The 15,640-nt window shown below is 34.1% G+C and carries 19 protein-coding genes; 11 read left to right on the forward strand and 8 right to left on the reverse strand.

Annotated features, from left to right (window positions below; translation table 11 throughout):
- Positions 1–2 precede the first annotated feature (2 nt).
- Genes IEV15_RS08625 through mnhG form a run of 6 tightly spaced genes read left to right on the forward strand, consistent with a single transcriptional unit; the run spans position 3 to position 3,456 of the window.
- Positions 3–416 (forward strand): Na+/H+ antiporter subunit B, encoded by a 414-nt coding sequence (locus IEV15_RS08625; protein WP_188362124.1) that lies wholly within the window; start codon positions 3–5, stop codon positions 414–416.
- A gap of 2 nt (positions 417–418) precedes the next feature.
- Positions 419–772, forward strand: a complete 354-nt coding sequence (locus IEV15_RS08630) for a Na+/H+ antiporter subunit C (RefSeq protein ID WP_188362125.1) — start codon at positions 419–421, stop codon at positions 770–772.
- Positions 769–2,295 carry a proton-conducting transporter transmembrane domain-containing protein gene (locus tag IEV15_RS08635; RefSeq protein WP_188362126.1) on the forward strand — a complete coding sequence of 509 codons (1,527 nt, stop codon included), beginning with the start codon at positions 769–771 and terminating at the stop codon, positions 2,293–2,295. The genes IEV15_RS08630 and IEV15_RS08635 overlap by 4 nt, the downstream gene beginning before the upstream one ends.
- A 6-nt stretch (positions 2,296–2,301) precedes the next feature.
- Positions 2,302–2,778, forward strand: a complete 477-nt coding sequence (locus IEV15_RS08640) for a Na+/H+ antiporter subunit E (RefSeq protein WP_188362127.1) — start codon at positions 2,302–2,304, stop codon at positions 2,776–2,778.
- Positions 2,775–3,050 (forward strand): cation:proton antiporter, encoded by a 276-nt coding sequence (locus IEV15_RS08645; protein ID WP_188362128.1) that lies wholly within the window; start codon positions 2,775–2,777, stop codon positions 3,048–3,050. Before IEV15_RS08640 ends, IEV15_RS08645 begins: the two co-directional genes overlap by 4 nt.
- Entirely contained in the window at positions 3,043–3,456 is a 414-nt protein-coding gene (gene mnhG, locus IEV15_RS08650; protein ID WP_188362129.1) for a monovalent cation/H(+) antiporter subunit G, read from the forward strand. The genes IEV15_RS08645 and mnhG overlap by 8 nt, the downstream gene beginning before the upstream one ends.
- A 36-nt stretch (positions 3,457–3,492) precedes the next feature.
- Here the strand turns inward: mnhG and IEV15_RS08655 are convergent, their stop codons facing one another.
- The 6 genes from IEV15_RS08655 to IEV15_RS08680 all read right to left on the reverse strand — a co-directional run bounded on the left by IEV15_RS08655 (position 3,493) and on the right by IEV15_RS08680 (position 6,234).
- Positions 3,493–3,729, reverse strand: coding sequence for a YtxH domain-containing protein (locus IEV15_RS08655; RefSeq protein ID WP_188362130.1), 237 nt, complete (start codon positions 3,727–3,729; stop codon positions 3,493–3,495).
- A 12-nt stretch (positions 3,730–3,741) separates the two neighbouring features.
- Positions 3,742–3,906: a lmo0937 family membrane protein gene (locus IEV15_RS08660; RefSeq protein WP_188362131.1), complete on the reverse strand. Its 165-nt coding sequence runs from the start codon at positions 3,904–3,906 to the stop codon at positions 3,742–3,744.
- Positions 3,907–4,099: 193 nt separating this feature from the next.
- Positions 4,100–4,318, reverse strand: a complete 219-nt coding sequence (locus IEV15_RS08665; protein ID WP_188362132.1) for a general stress protein CsbD — start codon at positions 4,316–4,318, stop codon at positions 4,100–4,102.
- A 105-nt stretch (positions 4,319–4,423) separates the two neighbouring features.
- Entirely contained in the window at positions 4,424–4,642 is a 219-nt protein-coding gene (locus IEV15_RS08670; RefSeq protein WP_188362133.1) for a hypothetical protein, read from the reverse strand.
- Positions 4,643–4,780: 138 nt separating this feature from the next.
- On the reverse strand, positions 4,781–5,335 hold the full coding sequence (locus tag IEV15_RS08675; RefSeq protein WP_188362134.1) for a helix-turn-helix domain-containing protein: 555 nt from the start codon (positions 5,333–5,335) through the stop codon (positions 4,781–4,783).
- A 143-nt stretch (positions 5,336–5,478) separates the two neighbouring features.
- The gene (locus IEV15_RS08680) at positions 5,479–6,234 is read right to left on the reverse strand and encodes an NYN domain-containing protein (RefSeq protein WP_188362135.1); all 756 of its coding nucleotides are present in this window, start codon (positions 6,232–6,234) and stop codon (positions 5,479–5,481) included.
- A gap of 181 nt (positions 6,235–6,415) precedes the next feature.
- On the opposite strand from IEV15_RS08680, the gene capB reads away from it, so the two are divergent.
- Positions 6,416–7,675, forward strand: a complete 1,260-nt coding sequence (gene capB / locus IEV15_RS08685) for a cysteate-C-fatty acyltransferase (protein ID WP_188362331.1) — start codon at positions 6,416–6,418, stop codon at positions 7,673–7,675.
- A 74-nt stretch (positions 7,676–7,749) separates the two neighbouring features.
- Here capB and IEV15_RS08690 read toward each other — a convergent pair whose 3' ends face one another.
- Positions 7,750–8,868 carry a GNAT family N-acetyltransferase gene (locus IEV15_RS08690; protein WP_188362136.1) on the reverse strand — a complete coding sequence of 373 codons (1,119 nt, stop codon included), beginning with the start codon at positions 8,866–8,868 and terminating at the stop codon, positions 7,750–7,752.
- A gap of 3 nt (positions 8,869–8,871) precedes the next feature.
- On the reverse strand, positions 8,872–9,822 hold the full coding sequence (locus IEV15_RS08695; RefSeq protein WP_188362137.1) for a transporter: 951 nt from the start codon (positions 9,820–9,822) through the stop codon (positions 8,872–8,874).
- Positions 9,823–9,942: 120 nt separating this feature from the next.
- On the opposite strand from IEV15_RS08695, the gene IEV15_RS08700 reads away from it, so the two are divergent.
- The 4 genes from IEV15_RS08700 to IEV15_RS08715 all read left to right on the forward strand — a co-directional run bounded on the left by IEV15_RS08700 (position 9,943) and on the right by IEV15_RS08715 (position 15,534).
- The gene (locus IEV15_RS08700) at positions 9,943–10,209 is read left to right on the forward strand and encodes a DUF4834 family protein (RefSeq protein WP_188362138.1); all 267 of its coding nucleotides are present in this window, start codon (positions 9,943–9,945) and stop codon (positions 10,207–10,209) included.
- A gap of 70 nt (positions 10,210–10,279) precedes the next feature.
- Positions 10,280–12,721: a YfhO family protein gene (locus IEV15_RS08705; protein WP_188362139.1), complete on the forward strand. Its 2,442-nt coding sequence runs from the start codon at positions 10,280–10,282 to the stop codon at positions 12,719–12,721.
- A gap of 19 nt (positions 12,722–12,740) precedes the next feature.
- Positions 12,741–14,042: a glycosyltransferase family 4 protein gene (locus tag IEV15_RS08710; protein ID WP_188362140.1), complete on the forward strand. Its 1,302-nt coding sequence runs from the start codon at positions 12,741–12,743 to the stop codon at positions 14,040–14,042.
- Positions 14,043–14,058: 16 nt separating this feature from the next.
- A complete protein-coding gene (locus IEV15_RS08715; RefSeq protein WP_188362141.1) occupies positions 14,059–15,534 on the forward strand; it encodes an oligosaccharide flippase family protein in 1,476 nt (491 codons plus the stop codon).
- Positions 15,535–15,640 lie beyond the last annotated feature (106 nt).

Here is a 15,640-nt window from a genome sequence, read left to right on the forward strand (position 1 = left end):
CTATGAAGACTATAATTTTACGCACTGCTTCTACTTATTTACTGCCGTTATTACTGCTGTTTTCGGTATTTATATTGCTTAGAGGTCATTACCTTCCCGGTGGGGGTTTCATTGGTGGTTTGATAGCTTCCATTGCTTTTATTTTACACGGTTCGGCAAACGGACAAGAGAATACTAAAACCTTATTACGGATACACCCCGGATTTTTGATGCCGGTTGGTTTGACAGTCGCATTTTTTAGCGGTATTGCCGGAATGGTTTTAGAAGGAAAAGAATTTATGACGGGTATTTGGTTTAAAGATCCGCTTCCTGTAATTGGAATGATTGGAACCCCCCTGTTTTTTGATATTGGTGTCTATTTAGTGGTGGTGGGAGTGACCTTAACCATTATTATGACAATTTCAGAATCCTCTTAATTATGGAAATACTATTAGCCGTTATAACCGGATTACTTTATGGTGCCGGTGTTTATATGATTCTCCGACGCAGTTTGGTGAAGCTGATTATTGGCTTAATCCTATTAGGAAACGGAGCCAATATTCTTATTTTTTTGGTGGGAAGAATAGTTAAAGGAAAGCCACCAATTATTCCGGAAGATAGTTCTACTATTTTGGATACGTATGCCGATCCGGTGCCGCAAGCTTTAATTTTAACCGCCATTGTGATTAGTTTTGGTTTACAAGCTTTTGCTATTGTTTTGATAAAACGAGCCTATAAAGTTGTGAAGACTGACGATTTAGATCAAATGAACACCACAGACGAATACGCATGATAGCACATTTTTTATTATATCCGTTACTTTTTCAGTTTGCATTAGCCATAGTGTTGATGTTCTTTTGGCGTGACACCCGAATTCAACGTCGATTGAGTGTTGCAGGAAGTGGTATTGCTTTATTGCTTGCAGGATTTTTGTTTGCTCAGGTATGGCAATTTGGAACCGTTACTTTTCAAGCGGGAGGTTGGCAAGCCCCTTTTGGGATTACGTTGGTAGTAGATATGCTTTCGGCAACCTTGGTGTTGTTGACCTGTTTGTTAGGGTTGGCCATTTCCATTTTTTCTTCAGCATCTATAATCAGTGAACGGGCAAAGTTTGGTTATTTTCCCATTTATCATTTGTTGTTGATGGGATTAATAGGTGCTTTTATAACCGGAGATATTTTTAATTTATATGTTTGGTTTGAGGTAATAATTATTAGTTCGTTTGTGTTGTTGACCATTGGTGGCGAAAAGCCTCAGATTGAATCGGCGGTTAAATATTTTACGTTAAATATCTTAGCTTCGGTTATATTCTTAACTGCTATTGCGGTGTTGTATGGATTAACAGGCACTTTGAATATGGCTGATTTATCAGTTAAAATTGCCGCTTCAGAAAATAAAGGATTGATTAATATTACGGCACTGATCTTTTTTGTTGGATTCGGTATTAAATCTGCCGTTTTTCCCTTGTATTTTTGGTTGCCTTCTTCCTATCATACACCACCTGCAGCGGTATCTGCTATTTTTGGCGGACTACTAACAAAAGTAGGGGTTTATGCTATGATTCGTGTATTTACACTTATCTTTATCAGAGATGAGTTTATCGATAATTTGTTAATGACCGTTGCGGTTTTAACGATTCTTAGCGGTGGATTTGGAGCTTTGGTTCAAAACAATATTCAAAAAGTTTTTTCCTATCTTATTATTTGTCATATTGGTTTTATGATTGCCGGTTTGAGTATGCATTCAGAATTGGCCTTAACCGGAGCCATTTTTTATATGATACATGATATTGTAGTAAAAGGAAATTTATTCTTGGTTGGAGGTATGATCTATAAAATAAAGGGAAGTAACAGTATGAAAGAGTTGGGCGGTTTTTATGGGTCCTATCCAAAACTGTCTATTTTGATGCTGATTCCGTTGTTTTCACTGATAGGAATTCCGCCTTTGTCGGGATTTTGGCCAAAGATTTCGTTATTGCAAGCCGGATTTGAAGACAATTATTATGTTTTAATTGGGTTTATATTGTTGGGTAGTTTTTTAACTTTGTTTGTCGTTGCTAAAATGTGGACCAATGTTTTTTGGAAAGCCAGTACCGGAATACCGAGGAAGCCTAATTTTAAATATTTTGGTGATTTAAAGTTTAAAGATAAATTGAATATGGTTCTTCCGATTGCCATTTTAGCTTTGGTTTCATTATATATAGGTTTCTTTGCAGAGCACGTTCAATTGTTATCGGAACGAATCGCTTTCGAATTATCCAATACATCCGGTTATATTGAAGCTGTTTTGGGGAAAATACCACCGGTTAATCCATAAAAAGTTATGAAAAAGTTAGTTTTATTAAATTTGATACTTACTATCGTTTGGGTTGCCCTTACGGGAAGTTTTGTGTTTATAAACTTTGCTTTTGGTTTTGTTTTGACTTTTTTAATTCTTTGGGTTATCAGCTCAGATAAAAGCGATCGTAAGTATTTCAGAGTAATTCCGAGTCTTGTTTCTTTTATCTTTTTTTTCATCTATGAATTGATAAAAGCCAATATTCAAGTAGCTTATGATGTGATTACGCCGACATTATATATGAAGCCCGGAATTGTATCGGTTCCTTTGGATGCCAATTCGGATTTGGAAATTACGCTTTTGGCTAATGTCATCTCGTTAACACCCGGCACCTTGAGTTTAGACGTTTCTGATGATAGAAAAGTGCTTTATGTTCATGCCATGTATATTCATGATAAAGACGAGTTTATCCGAAGTATCAAAGATGGATTTGAGAAGAAATTATTAAACATTACCCGATGAATTTATACGAATTTTTATATTACATTATCTTACCGATTTTATCCATTTCGGCAGTATTAGTTTTTATTCGGTTTTTGTTGGGCCCTTCTTTATCGGATAGAGTGGTGGCTTTGGATTTGTTGATTACAATTGGCATTGGTATTATATCAATTTACAGTATTGTAACCAATCAACCTACCTTTCTTGACATTGCTATGATATTAGCTTTAATTGCATTTTTAGGAACGGTTGCTTTTTCCTATTATCTTGAAAAACGTAAAAAAAATGAGTGAGATACTAATTTATATATTAACTTCTTTTGGAGCTATTTTTATTCTTTTAGCGGGAATAGGTGTGCTTCGTATGCCGGATTTGTATTTGCGAATTTCGGTGACCACCAAAGCGGCGACATTGGGAATCGGATTGGTTTTATTATCGGCAGGAATTTATTTTAATGATTCTTCCATAACCACCCGAGTTTTGGCGATTATACTTTTTATGTTTTTAACAGCACCGGTTGGAGCCCATTTGATTGGAAGATCTTCTTATTTTACGGGAATTCAACTTTGGAAAAAGAGTTTGATGGATGATTTGGAAGGAAAGTATGAAAAGAAAACCCACGTTTTGCAAAGTGATGAAAAGGAGGTAGAAAATCCTATTGCAACAAATAAGGAAGATGAAATACAAAAAAATCCCTAAGTAATTACGGTAGTTACTTAAGGATTTAATGGGTTGCTACTCGTTTGAATTCGCAACAATTTTGTTTGTTTTTCTCTCTAGATCAGAAAATTTATTGGTAACCGTATCTGAAAAGGAATCGAACTTGTGTTTTAGCTCATCTGCATAATCGTCGTACTGATTTTTCATTTTTTTTCTGGTCACAGTTCCTTTTTCAGGGGCAAAAAGCACTCCTAAAAGGGCTCCAACTGCAAACCCGCCCAATAGGCCTAAAGTAAATTGATTGTTTGTCATTGTATTTGTATTTTAAAGATTTGTATTGGATCCACCACCTCTGATTACTCGTAAGACGATTGCAATAATGGCTATCACTAATAGTACGTGAATGATACCTGAAGAGCCATATGCAAAAAATCCAATTGCCCAAACGATTATAATGATAACTGCGATGTAATAAAGTAAATTGCTCATAGTGTTTGTGTTAAGTGTTTTTATTCGTTTTATTTTTTTTTAAAAAAGTGTGAATGTTAAAATTATAAGCAAAATCTTTCTTGACTGAATTACAACTAACTATATGGGAATTAAGTTGTATTGTATTGATTTCTCAATGTTTTTCAGTAAGCAGTGTTTTCATTATTTTTTACTTCAACATCCACACTTAAAATTAAAGCGATGCTAGTAGTGATGAAAGCTCATCTTTTGTTATCCCTAGCCTAACCTGAACTTTGGATAACATAGCATTTTTATTACCATCATCAAAACGCAAGTCTGCGTCTGTTAGAGAGGTGAATTTCGCTTTAAGAATTCTTTTTTTATTATTCCAGTTGTTGTTTTTAACCGGTGAATTTAAGGACGCAAGTTTGTTTAAATATGACTTTTCCATTTTGAAAATTTCTTTCTGATTATAAAATCAAAGGTATTCTATGTTGTTTGATTGCGAGTTATATAATCTTGGATTAAAGTTGTATTATTTACACTTATTTAACAGTTAAACTTCTATTACCTTTTCAGTTTGTTTTGATTGGTTCAGAATAGCTATAATTGTTTCTAAATAATTAAAGTAGCTTTCTTTGGTATATTTTGTTTTTGCATCCCAAAAAGGCAAGGGTGTTTCACTCAAGTGTTCATATATCTCCGGAAAATCTGTGTATAGTTTCTGAGTAACCTCTACTATTTTTAAACCTAGTATTTCTTCATATTTTTTCATTCGTTCCAGCTTTTTAATTATCTATTTGCAACTGCTATACTTGCATAGTAAAAACAATAATTTATCACCTACCAAAGGTGATTTAATTTTGAAGGAATGGATTACATAATTGTGAACTTCAATTGTATTATTCACACATTAAGAAATGTGATGTAACTTTTTTTGTTGGATTTGTTTAAAGAAGGAGGGAGTAAAGCCTGTAACTTTTTTGAATTGATTGGATAAGTGTGCCACACTACTATAATGCATCAAATAAGCTATTTCCGTAAGGTTGTGTTCATTGAATAAAACAAGTTCTTTCACTCGTTCAATTTTGAGATTGATGATATAATGTTCAATAGTGATGCCTTCAATTTCTGAGAAAGTATTGGCGAGGTATGTGTAGTCTTGGTTTAACTTTTTACTCAGATATTGCGAGTAATTGACTTTTGGGAGTTCGTCAGTATAATGAATCATTTCAACAATCACCTTCTTAATGTCTTCAATTAAGATGATTTTTTTGTCTTCCATTAATTCCAAACCGGAATTCAACAAACAAATTTTAAGAAGTGCTAGTTGTTCAGTAGTTAAGTTTTCCAGAATTTCAACCATACCAAGCTCAACAATTACATAGTGTAGGCCCAGTTTTTTTAATTCTTGCTTCACCATTAATTTGCAACGTAGACTCACCATATGTTTGATGTAAAGTCTCATTTTATTCAAAAAATGTAAAAACTCCAATTGAAACTTCAATTAGAGAAGCATTTCATGAAGTAAATTTAGCGTTTAAAAAGCAGAATTAAACAATTGTTAAAGCTTTTTTGAGTTATTCGGTTAAAGACAAGGTAAAATCCTATTTATTTCAATCTCACATATACATGTTTGATTCCTTTTTTATCCGATTCTCTTTCATGGATTTCCAACAAGTTGGTTAGTGATTTCATTAACGGTGTAAGCTTTGTAAACCCATAATTTCTTGGGTCAAATTCCGGTTTCTTTTTAACGATAAGGTTACCTACATCGCCTAAAAATGCCCAGCCGTCGTCTTCAGCGATATCTTCAATGCTTGATTCAATTAAATCGATAGTTTCCACATCAATTTTAGGAATGATTTTTTCTGTTTTTTTCTTGTCGGTTGGAGAGCTAACTATTTTTTTCTTTTTTGCATCTTCTAAAACTTCGATAAAAATGAAACGATCACAGGCACTGATGAAAGGTTTTGGTGTTTTTTGTTCCCCAATTCCGAAGACTTTCATTCCTGATTCTCTAAGTCGGATAGCTAATCGTGTAAAATCACTATCGCTGGAAACAATACAAAATCCGTCTAATTTTCCGGAATACAATAAATCCATAGCATCAATAATTAAAGCGGAGTCTGAGGAATTTTTTCCGGAAGTATAACTATATTGTTGAATAGGAGTGATGGCATGTTCTAATAAAACACCTTTCCAACCGTTTGCGTTGGGTCTTGTCCAATCGGCATAAATTCTTTTGGTGGTGGGTGTTCCATAAATTGCAATTTCTTCCATCATTCCTTTTACGTTGCTGTAAGGCACGTTGTCGGCATCAATTAAAACAGCCAATTTTAAGTCACTATCATCGCGTTGATTCATTTATAAAGTAGATTATATTTTATGCAATCAAATGTACAATTTTTTAAATTGCTTTTATTCAAATCGCTGCAAAATGCTTATTTGGAAAAATTTTTGAAATTTATAGAATTAGTACTGAAAATTGTATGAAAGAAACGAAGAAATACTTATTTTTGCCACGTTTTTTAACGCACAAAAAGTCATGGTAAAAGATTTATTCGAAAGAATTCAAAACAATAAAGGACCATTAGGAAAATGGGCTTCACAAGCAGAAGGTTACTTTGTTTTTCCAAAATTAGAAGGCGAGCTAGGGCCTCATATGCAATTTCAAGGAAAAGCTATTTTAAATTGGAGTTTGAACGACTATTTAGGGTTAGCCAATCATCCTGAGGTTCGTCAAGCAGATATTGATGCTGCTACACAATATGGAGCAGCCTATCCAATGGGTGCAAGAATGATGAGTGGGCATACTGATGCACATGAACAATTAGAGAATGAGTTAGCTGCTTTTGTAATGAAAGAATCGGCTTATTTATTAAATTTTGGTTACCAAGGAATCATGTCAACCATTGACGCATTGGTTACTAAAAATGATATTATTGTTTATGATGTTGATGCACATGCTTGTATTATAGATGGTGTACGTTTACATATGGGAAAACGTTTCACATATCGTCATAACGATTTGGAAAGTATGGAGAAAAACCTGCAACGTGCTACTAAAATGGCCGAAGAAACAGGTGGAGGAATTCTTTTCATCACAGAAGGTGTTTTCGGAATGCGTGGTCAGCAAGGCAAGTTGAAAGAAATTGTAGCCATGAAAGAAAAATACAATTTCCGTTTGTTAGTTGATGATGCACATGGTTTCGGAACGTTAGGGAAAACTGGAGCAGGAGCAGGCGAGGAGCAAGGTTGTCAAGACGGAATTGATGTGTATTTTTCCACATTTGCAAAATCTATGGCAAGTATCGGAGCCTTTATAGCAGCAGATAAAGACATTATTGACTATTTAAAATATAATTTACGTTCGCAAATGTTTGCCAAAGCTTTACCAATGATTCAGACTGTTGGAGCTTTAAAACGTTTGGAATTGTTACGCAATCACCCGGAATTAAAAGACAAATTGTGGGAAAATGTAAATGCATTACAATCCGGATTACGAGCCAGAAACTTCAATATTGGTGATACAAATACGTGTGTAACACCGGTTTATTTAGAAGGAAGTGTTCCGGAAGCGATGGTCATGGTAAACGATTTAAGAGAGAATTACGGTATATTCCTTTCTATTGTAATTTATCCTGTGATACCAAAGGGTATTATTTTATTACGTATGATTCCTACTTCTTCCCATACGATGGAAGATATAAACAGAACATTGACTGCTTTTGAAGCGATTCGTGAGAAATTAGTTAACGGAACCTATAAAAAGATTGCAGACGCTACTACGGTTGATGTGTCTTAGTAGGTAATAGGTGAAAGGTAATGTAGTGTACCGATTCAAAAAACCACTTCTTTAACGGAAGTGGTTTTTTGATTTTATAACTCTTTTCTATAAGTTCTTCGTTTTCGATCCACTTTTGGATCAAAGTTTTTCCATAGATTATGAATGGCATTGTTTTCTTCGAGTTCAGGAGTTCGAATGCATTTTGTAATCCCTTTTTCCTTGAAAACTTTGTAGTATTGTTTGAAAATAATTGCGGTAACTCCTTTGTTTTGGTATTCCGGATCAATTCCAATTAAATAAAATAATACCTCTTTGCTGTGCTTTTTTGCTTGCAATAAATGATAAAATCCGAATGGAAATAAGGAACCTTTTGCTTTTTGAAGAGCATCGGCAAAATTGGGCATCACGATACTAAAAGCTATCAGTTTATTATTTGCATCCACAATAAAAATGATGTATTCCGGATTTACAAATGGGATGTATTTCTTTTTAAAATATTCTTTTTGCTTTTCAGGAATCGCTACAAACGAGGCTAATTTGGCATAAGACGCATTAAACAAATCAAACATTTCATCTACATAAGGAATGATGTCTTTTGTTTTGGTAAAAGTTATGGCACGTAATCCATACCGTCTTCCAATCAACTCACTGGCTTTGATGTAAGGAGTAGCATCCACGTTGGAGAATGAAAAAGTACTTTCAAAATATTCTTTTTCTTTTGTAAATCCTAATTTTTCCAAATGGTCTTTGTAATATGGAAAGTTGTACCACGTTATCATAGAACCTTTATAATCAAATCCTTCCGTTACAACACCTACTTTATCTAAATTAGAGAAACCAATCGGGCCTTCTACATGTTCTAGTTTGTTTTTTTTGCCTAATTCATAGACTTTTTCCAATAAAGCTTTTGTTACTTCAACGTCATCAATGACATCCCACCATCCAAAGCGAACTTTCTTTTTTTGTTGGTTATTGACTTCATCCCAATTGATAATTGCTGCAATGCGACCTACAATTTTATTGTCCTTGTAAGCCAAATAAAAATAGGCTTCTGCATTCTCAAAAGCAGGATTTTTTGTTTTGTCAAAAGTTTCTAACTCGTCGGCAATAAGTGGTGGCACCCAATACGGATTATTTTTGTATAAGGTAAATGGAAATTTTACGTAATCAGTAATTTGTTTTTTGGTAGTAGCTTCAATAATTGTAATCATAATTTAATCCTCTACTTCATCTAAGCGTTTTTTCTCTTTTTCTTTTTCTTTTTTCTTGCCGGCTCTTTTATCAGCGGGATCTTCTTTCTCTAACATGATAGGACGGTGTTTTTTATCAAAACGCCAAGAACAACCAATACCTCCGTATAAAATATCCGGAGTATCTTTAAAGTTTTTGCTCACTGATGCATCAATCTGAAAATTTTCAAATAATAAATAAGCCGCTCCAACGGTTAAAATAGAATCCGAATAATAATCGCCTTGGATTCCTTTATTTTCTAAAAACCCTGACCATTTTTCATTAAATCCGTTGGTTAAAGTTATCACATAACCAAAAGATTGAAAATCTGTACCAATTCTATCTGCAAAAATATTAGTTACAAATACCAAGTGATTGGTTAAGTGTTGTTGCGTAACCACCATAACTTTCGGACTAAAAGCCGGTTCTTCGGGAAATGAAAAAGCATCGCCCACAACAAAATTGGCACCAGCATAAACAGCAACAGCCGGCAATAAACGTCTCCAATTGAATTTTTGATTGGCTTTCCAACTATAAATATTTACTTTTTCCTCATAATTTTTATACGGGTCATAAAATAAATATTTAGCTCCAAAAGTCAGATTCCTAAAACCGGAACGATCGTCTTGAATTAATGGTGCGGTATATTCATCAAATTGTATTTGGGAATTCAATACAAATTCCAATTGTTCTAGGAAAAAGCCATAGCGTAAATCAAGATTTAGTCCCATTCCGTTAGCTTCATAACCCAAGAGTTTGTGGTTTTCACGATTAAAATAAATACCACTTTCCAACTGAAAAACAGTTTTACCCACAGAATAAGCAGTCATTGATTCTCCCGGGCGGTTAGAATTTATCACATCAGTGTGTTGACCGAAGGTAAGTTGCAACGATAGGAAAGTGAAAACTAAGGCGATTTTTTTTGAAGTAGTCATAGCTATTTGGGATTGGTACGCTCAATAAGAACCAAAAATAGTGTTTTTTATTATTATTTTAAGATAGTTCATTTAATTTTGAGTGTTGGAATTCTTATTTTTACCGAAAATATTATCTTAATGCAAACAGCATCTGTACCGGGATTTATCAGAACTATTTTAATTATTGTAGGGATTTATTATGCCTTCAAGATTTTAGCTCGTATTTTCATGCCTTATCTTTTGCGAAAAATGGTTCAAAAAGCCGAAAGAAATTTTAAGCAACAAGCCGAAAATTTTCAACAGAATACCACACAATCTTCTTCGCAACAAGCAACCAATTCAACTACTCCAAAAGTAAAAAAGCAAATTGGCGAGTATGTAGATTTTGAAGAAATCAAAGAATAATTGGCAGAATTAAATTTTTGAAATTTAATTTTCCTATTATTACATTCGATAAACTTACTATTTTTTTAAAATGAAAAATATCTCTAAATATTTACCGCACCTAATCGCTTTCGTTGGATTTGTTGCGGTGTCCCTTTTCTATTTTTATCCTGTTTTGCAAGGGAAGCAAATTTCGCAATCCGATATTGTTCAATATACCGGCATGGCAAAAGAACAAAACGATTTCAGAGCTCAAACCGGAGAAGAACCTTTTTGGACAAATTCTGCTTTTGGGGGTATGCCTACCTATCAATTGGGAGCAAAATATCCGCATAATTATGTGAAATCGGTAGATGGTTTTTTACGATTTTTACCACGACCGGCCGATTATTTGTTTCTTTATTTTCTCGGGTTTTATATTTTACTTATAGTTTTAAAAATCGATCCGCTCAAGGCCTTTTTTGGAGCTTTGGCATTTGGATTTTCTACTTATTTAATCATTATTTTAGGTGTTGGTCATAATGCAAAAGCTCATGCGATTGCTTATATGCCGATGGTAATTGCAGGTGTTTTATTGGTTTTTCAAAAACGTTTTATTGTGGGAGGTTTACTTACCATGATTGCAGCAGCTCTTGAAATTCAAGCCAATCACTTTCAAATGACCTATTATTTGTTGTTGTTATTGCTAGTGATTTCTGTTTATTATATTTATAAATTAGTCAAAGCTAAAGAGTTCAAAAACATCGGCATTGCTTTTGGCGTTTTTATGATTGCCGGACTTTTAGCGTTAGGTGCCAATGCTACTAATTTATTGGCAACTGCGGAATATACGGAATTTAGTACTCGAGGGAAAAATGAATTGACTTTTGGGGCTACCGGCGAAACACTTTCCAAAAACTCAGGTATGAGTTATGAGTATATTACAGAGTACAGTTATGGAATAGCTGAAAGTTTAAACTTAATTGCACCTCGCTTATTTGGTGGTGGCAATTCGGAGCAATTAGGTGAAAAGAGTAATTTGTATGATTTGATTCTACGAGTTGGTGCCACACCTGATGAAGCGGCAGATTTTGCAAATAATGCCCCCACCTATTGGGGCGATCAACCCATTGTGGCAGCACCGGCTTATATTGGTGCCATTGTATTCTTTCTGTTTCTGATGGCTTTATTTGCCGAAAAGCGTAAAATTAAATATGCCTTTTTGGTTGGAGCAATTTTCTCTTTGTTTTTGTCTTGGGGAAAAAACTTCCCGCTTTTGACGGACTTCTTTATCGACTATTTTCCTTTGTATAATAAATTTAGAGCAGTTTCTTCCATTCAGGTGCTATTGGAATTGTGTGTTCCGGTTTTAGCAATAATGGGATTGCATTCCTTTTTTAAATTGGATAAAGACGCTCAATGGAAAGCATTATGGAAATCTTCAGCAATAGCTTTAGGTTTGCTTGCGTTTTTATTGCTAATAAAAGGTGCTTTTTCGTTTTCAACAGAAGGGGATGCTTATTATCTTCAAGCTTATGGTGAATTGGGGCAACCGTTTATTGAAGCTTTAACAGAAGACAGAAAAGCAATGTATACTTCCGATTTATTGCGATCCATGGGATTGATTGCGTTAGTTTTTGCTGTACTTTGGCTTTTTACTAAAGAAAAAATTTCGCAAACTCTAGCCATAATTCTAGTTGGATGTGTTATGGTATTCGACTTGGTTTTAATTGATAAAAATTATGTAAGCAGCGAAGCTTTTGTGAACTCACGTGAAGTCGAACAACCCTTTCAACCTACACAAGCTGATATGCAAATACTGCAAGATTCAACGTTGCATTATCGTGTTTTTGAACCAAGAGGTACGATGCAAAATGCTCGAACTTCTTACTTTCACAAGTCAATTGGTGGTTATAGTGCTGTTAAATCGCAACGTATGCAACAACTGTATGATTTCCATATCTCGAAAGTTAATGCCGGAGTATTAAATATGCTCAATGTAAAATACATTATTCAAGCAGATGAACAAAGACAAACTTTTGCCAGTATCAATGCCTTTGCAAATGGTAATGCCTGGTTTGTTGACGAAGTAGTTTCAGCCAATTCAGCGGATGAAGAAATAAGAGCTTTGGATAGTTTGAATACAAAAATAAAAGCAGTTTTAAGCACCAAAGATTTTCCCGCTATTTCAAAAGAGGTAGCTAACAGAAATTTCAAGACAGACAGTCTAAGCATTATTAAATTGGTTGACTACCAACCCAATTTCTTAAAATATGAAACTCAGAATTCCAACGATGGATTAGCGGTTTTTTCAGAAATCTATTATCCGAAAGGATGGAAAGTAACTATTGATGGTAAAGAAACGGAAATGTTTCGTGTGAATTATGTGTTGCGAGCTCTGCAAGTTCCGGCCGGAAAACACACGATTGAATTCAAATTTGAACCGGATGTGGTGAAGAAAGGAAGTATAATCGCTTTGTTTAGTTCTTTGGGAATGTTGTTGCTTTTATTAGGAGGCACCTATTTTCAATTGAAAAAAAAGGGTAAGGAGTAATGAATTATGATTATTAATTTTGAAAACAACTGACCAAAAGAAAGTCCTCATCATCACTTATTACTGGCCTCCTGCAGGTGGTCCCGGAGTGCAACGTTGGTTAAAATTTGTCAAATACTTACCTGATTTTGGATATGAGCCACATGTTTATATTCCTGAAAATCCAACCTATCCGATTGTAGATAAAAAGTTGATTAGCGAAGTTTCTGAAAAGGCAGTCATCATCAAACAAAAAATCAAAGAACCCTATCGTTGGGCTTCTTTTTTATCTGAGAAAAACACCAAAAAGATTAGTTCCGGTATTATTCCCAGTAAAAAGAAACAGTCTTTTGTTGAAAAAATGTTGCTTTGGGTGAGGGGTAATTTTTTTATTCCCGATGCACGGGTTTTGTGGGTCAAGCCTTCCGTTAGTTTTTTGAAAGAGTATATTGAAACACATCAAATAGACACAATAATTACAACCGGACCTCCACATAGTTTGCACTTGATTGGAATGCATTTGAAAGTACAATCTAATGTAAAGTGGATTGCTGATTTTCGGGATCCGTGGACCACAATTGGTTATCACAAAGCGTTACTTTTAAATAAAAAATCAGAACAAAAACACTTCGATTTAGAGCAACAAGTTGTCACTTCTGCTGATAAAATTATAGTTACCAGTATAACTACTAAAAATGAATTTGCCAAGCTTACTTCAAAGCCAATTGAAGTAATTACGAATGGCTATGATGTAGAAAAAGTGACCAAAAGTGTTTTAGATGAACAATTTACCATCGCTCATATTGGTTCGCTTTTATCCGAAAGAAATCCGAGAATTTTATGGAAGGCTTTGAAAGAATTGGTTAAAGAAGAACCCGGTTTTGCTGTTGATTTTCGTTTGAAACTAATCGGTAAAGTAAGTCAAGATGTATTGGATGCCTTAGCTGAATTTAAGTTAAGTAAGTTTGTAGATAATTTAGGTTACCTTTCACATGATGAAGCGGTTTTACATCAACGGAAATCACAAGTTTTATTATTGGTTGAAATTGATTCCGAAGCAACCCGATGCATTATTCCCGGTAAATTGTTTGAATATATGGTTTCAGAACGCCCCATAATCGCCATTGGACCAAAAGAATCTGACTTTGAAGCTATTCTAAAAGACACCAATACCGGTCAGTTTTTTCTTTATGATGAAAAATGGAAGTTGAAAGAAACACTTTTGGCTCATTATAAATTATATAAAGAGAATAATTTGAAAGTTTATCCGGTAGGTTTACAACAGTATAGCAGAAAAAATTTAACTGAAAAGTTGGTCAAAAATTGTCTGGCTAATCACTAACCACTATTCACTAGCAATGGGCATCGTAGTTAATCAATCTATCAAAAACACTATCATCACCTTTATAGGTTTTGCTATAGGTGCGATTAATACGTTGTTTATGTACACCCATTTTTTGGGCGAAGATTACTATGGTTTGACTACGGTGTTACTTTCTTCAGCTAACATCTTGATGCCGCTGATGGCTTTTGGTATTCAAAACACATTGGTGAAATTCTATACAGCCTATGAAACTGATGCGGAAAAATCAAAATTCTTGAACTTAGTTTTGGTTTTACCTTTAGTAATTGTACTCCCTATTTTTTTGATTTTGGTATTGTATTATTCTGAAATTGCTTCACAAGTTTCACAAGTCAACCCAATTATTTTTGATTACGTTTGGATAATTCCCGTCATTGGTTTGTTCATGGGGTATTTTGAGATTTTCTATGCATGGGTCAAAGTTCATTTGAAGTCGGTTTTTGGCAATTTTGTTAAAGAAGTGTTGCTTCGTGTTTTTATCAGTATTTTTCTTTTTTCAGTTTATTTTGACTGGATTACCAATATTCAATTTGTATACAGTTTAGTATTTATTTATTTTGCTATGATGCTTGTGATGGCAATTGTGGCATTTAAAGTTAGAAAACCACAATTTCATTTGAAATTCCCTAAAGAGAAGCGAGCTGTTTTGGTCTATTCCTCTTATATCATTTTTTCGTCAAGTATTGCGGTTTTGCTTTTGGATATTGATAAGTTTATGATAAGCCAATATATCCCAATTGATGAAGCAGCTTATTATTCGGTTGCTATATTTATTGCCTTAACGATTTCTGTACCTATGCGGGCGATGCATCAAATCACGCATCCGATTACCACCGATTTAATGGTGCGAAACAAACACGAAGAGTTGAATGATTTGTATAAAAAAACGGCTATCACATTACAAGTAATTGGCGGTTTTATCATGTTAGGAATTCTAACCAACATTCATCAAGTTTATGCTTTACTGCCCGAAAAATATAGTGGTGGAGTAGCGGTAGTATTTTTGATTTCCTTTTCCAAATTCTTTGATTTGATGTTGGGAAATAATAATTCCATCATTTTTAATTCAAAATATTATCGAACCGTATTGTTTTTAGGTTTGTGTTTGGTAGGTTTAACCATTAGTTTGAACATCTATTTTATTCCAAATTTCGGAATTGAAGGAGCAGCCATCGCCACTTTGATATCAATTGGTTTATATAGTCTAGCAAAATTTTTGTTTGTGGTTTTGAAAATGAATTTGTTTCCTTTTACAAAAAAGACCCTCGTTTCGTTAGGAATTATTGCCTTGACTTTTGTTGTTTTTTATTTTTGGAATTTTTCTTTTCACCCTATTTTGAATATTCTTCTTAAATCAATACTACTAGCTGTTTTTTATTGGAGTTTGATTTATAAGTTGGCTATTTCAAATGATATAAATGGCGTGATTAAAAAGAGTTTAACAACCATAATTCCTTTTAAAAATACCTAATCCTTTTCTAAAAATCAGTTACAATTATAAAAAGAGAAAGCCCTGCTACTTGGGGATTTCGCAGGACTTTCTTCAACCAAACTTAACCAACTTTTAACTAACTAAC

This window comes from Flavobacterium orientale (assembly GCF_014638005.1).
GTDB lineage: Bacteria > Bacteroidota > Bacteroidia > Flavobacteriales > Flavobacteriaceae > Flavobacterium > Flavobacterium orientale.

What these genes read in the sequence shown, in the direction of transcription:
- IEV15_RS08625 (WP_188362124.1), top strand. Translation starts at nt 3, where the DNA reads ATGAAGACTATAATTTTACGCACTGCTTCTACTTATTTACTGCCGTTA.
- IEV15_RS08630 (WP_188362125.1), top strand. Translation starts at nt 419, where the DNA reads ATGGAAATACTATTAGCCGTTATAACCGGATTACTTTATGGTGCCGGT.
- IEV15_RS08635 (WP_188362126.1), top strand. Translation starts at nt 769, where the DNA reads ATGATAGCACATTTTTTATTATATCCGTTACTTTTTCAGTTTGCATTA.
- IEV15_RS08640 (WP_188362127.1), top strand. Translation starts at nt 2,302, where the DNA reads ATGAAAAAGTTAGTTTTATTAAATTTGATACTTACTATCGTTTGGGTT.
- IEV15_RS08645 (WP_188362128.1), top strand. Translation starts at nt 2,775, where the DNA reads ATGAATTTATACGAATTTTTATATTACATTATCTTACCGATTTTATCC.
- mnhG (WP_188362129.1), top strand. Translation starts at nt 3,043, where the DNA reads ATGAGTGAGATACTAATTTATATATTAACTTCTTTTGGAGCTATTTTT.
- IEV15_RS08655 (WP_188362130.1), bottom strand. Translation starts at nt 3,729, where the DNA reads ATGACAAACAATCAATTTACTTTAGGCCTATTGGGCGGGTTTGCAGTT.
- IEV15_RS08660 (WP_188362131.1), bottom strand. Translation starts at nt 3,906, where the DNA reads ATGAGCAATTTACTTTATTACATCGCAGTTATCATTATAATCGTTTGG.
- IEV15_RS08665 (WP_188362132.1), bottom strand. Translation starts at nt 4,318, where the DNA reads ATGGAAAAGTCATATTTAAACAAACTTGCGTCCTTAAATTCACCGGTT.
- IEV15_RS08670 (WP_188362133.1), bottom strand. Translation starts at nt 4,642, where the DNA reads ATGAAAAAATATGAAGAAATACTAGGTTTAAAAATAGTAGAGGTTACT.
- IEV15_RS08675 (WP_188362134.1), bottom strand. Translation starts at nt 5,335, where the DNA reads ATGAGACTTTACATCAAACATATGGTGAGTCTACGTTGCAAATTAATG.
- IEV15_RS08680 (WP_188362135.1), bottom strand. Translation starts at nt 6,234, where the DNA reads ATGAATCAACGCGATGATAGTGACTTAAAATTGGCTGTTTTAATTGAT.
- capB (WP_188362331.1), top strand. Translation starts at nt 6,416, where the DNA reads ATGGTAAAAGATTTATTCGAAAGAATTCAAAACAATAAAGGACCATTA.
- IEV15_RS08690 (WP_188362136.1), bottom strand. Translation starts at nt 8,868, where the DNA reads ATGATTACAATTATTGAAGCTACTACCAAAAAACAAATTACTGATTAC.
- IEV15_RS08695 (WP_188362137.1), bottom strand. Translation starts at nt 9,822, where the DNA reads ATGACTACTTCAAAAAAAATCGCCTTAGTTTTCACTTTCCTATCGTTG.
- IEV15_RS08700 (WP_188362138.1), top strand. Translation starts at nt 9,943, where the DNA reads ATGCAAACAGCATCTGTACCGGGATTTATCAGAACTATTTTAATTATT.
- IEV15_RS08705 (WP_188362139.1), top strand. Translation starts at nt 10,280, where the DNA reads ATGAAAAATATCTCTAAATATTTACCGCACCTAATCGCTTTCGTTGGA.
- IEV15_RS08715 (WP_188362141.1), top strand. Translation starts at nt 14,059, where the DNA reads ATGGGCATCGTAGTTAATCAATCTATCAAAAACACTATCATCACCTTT.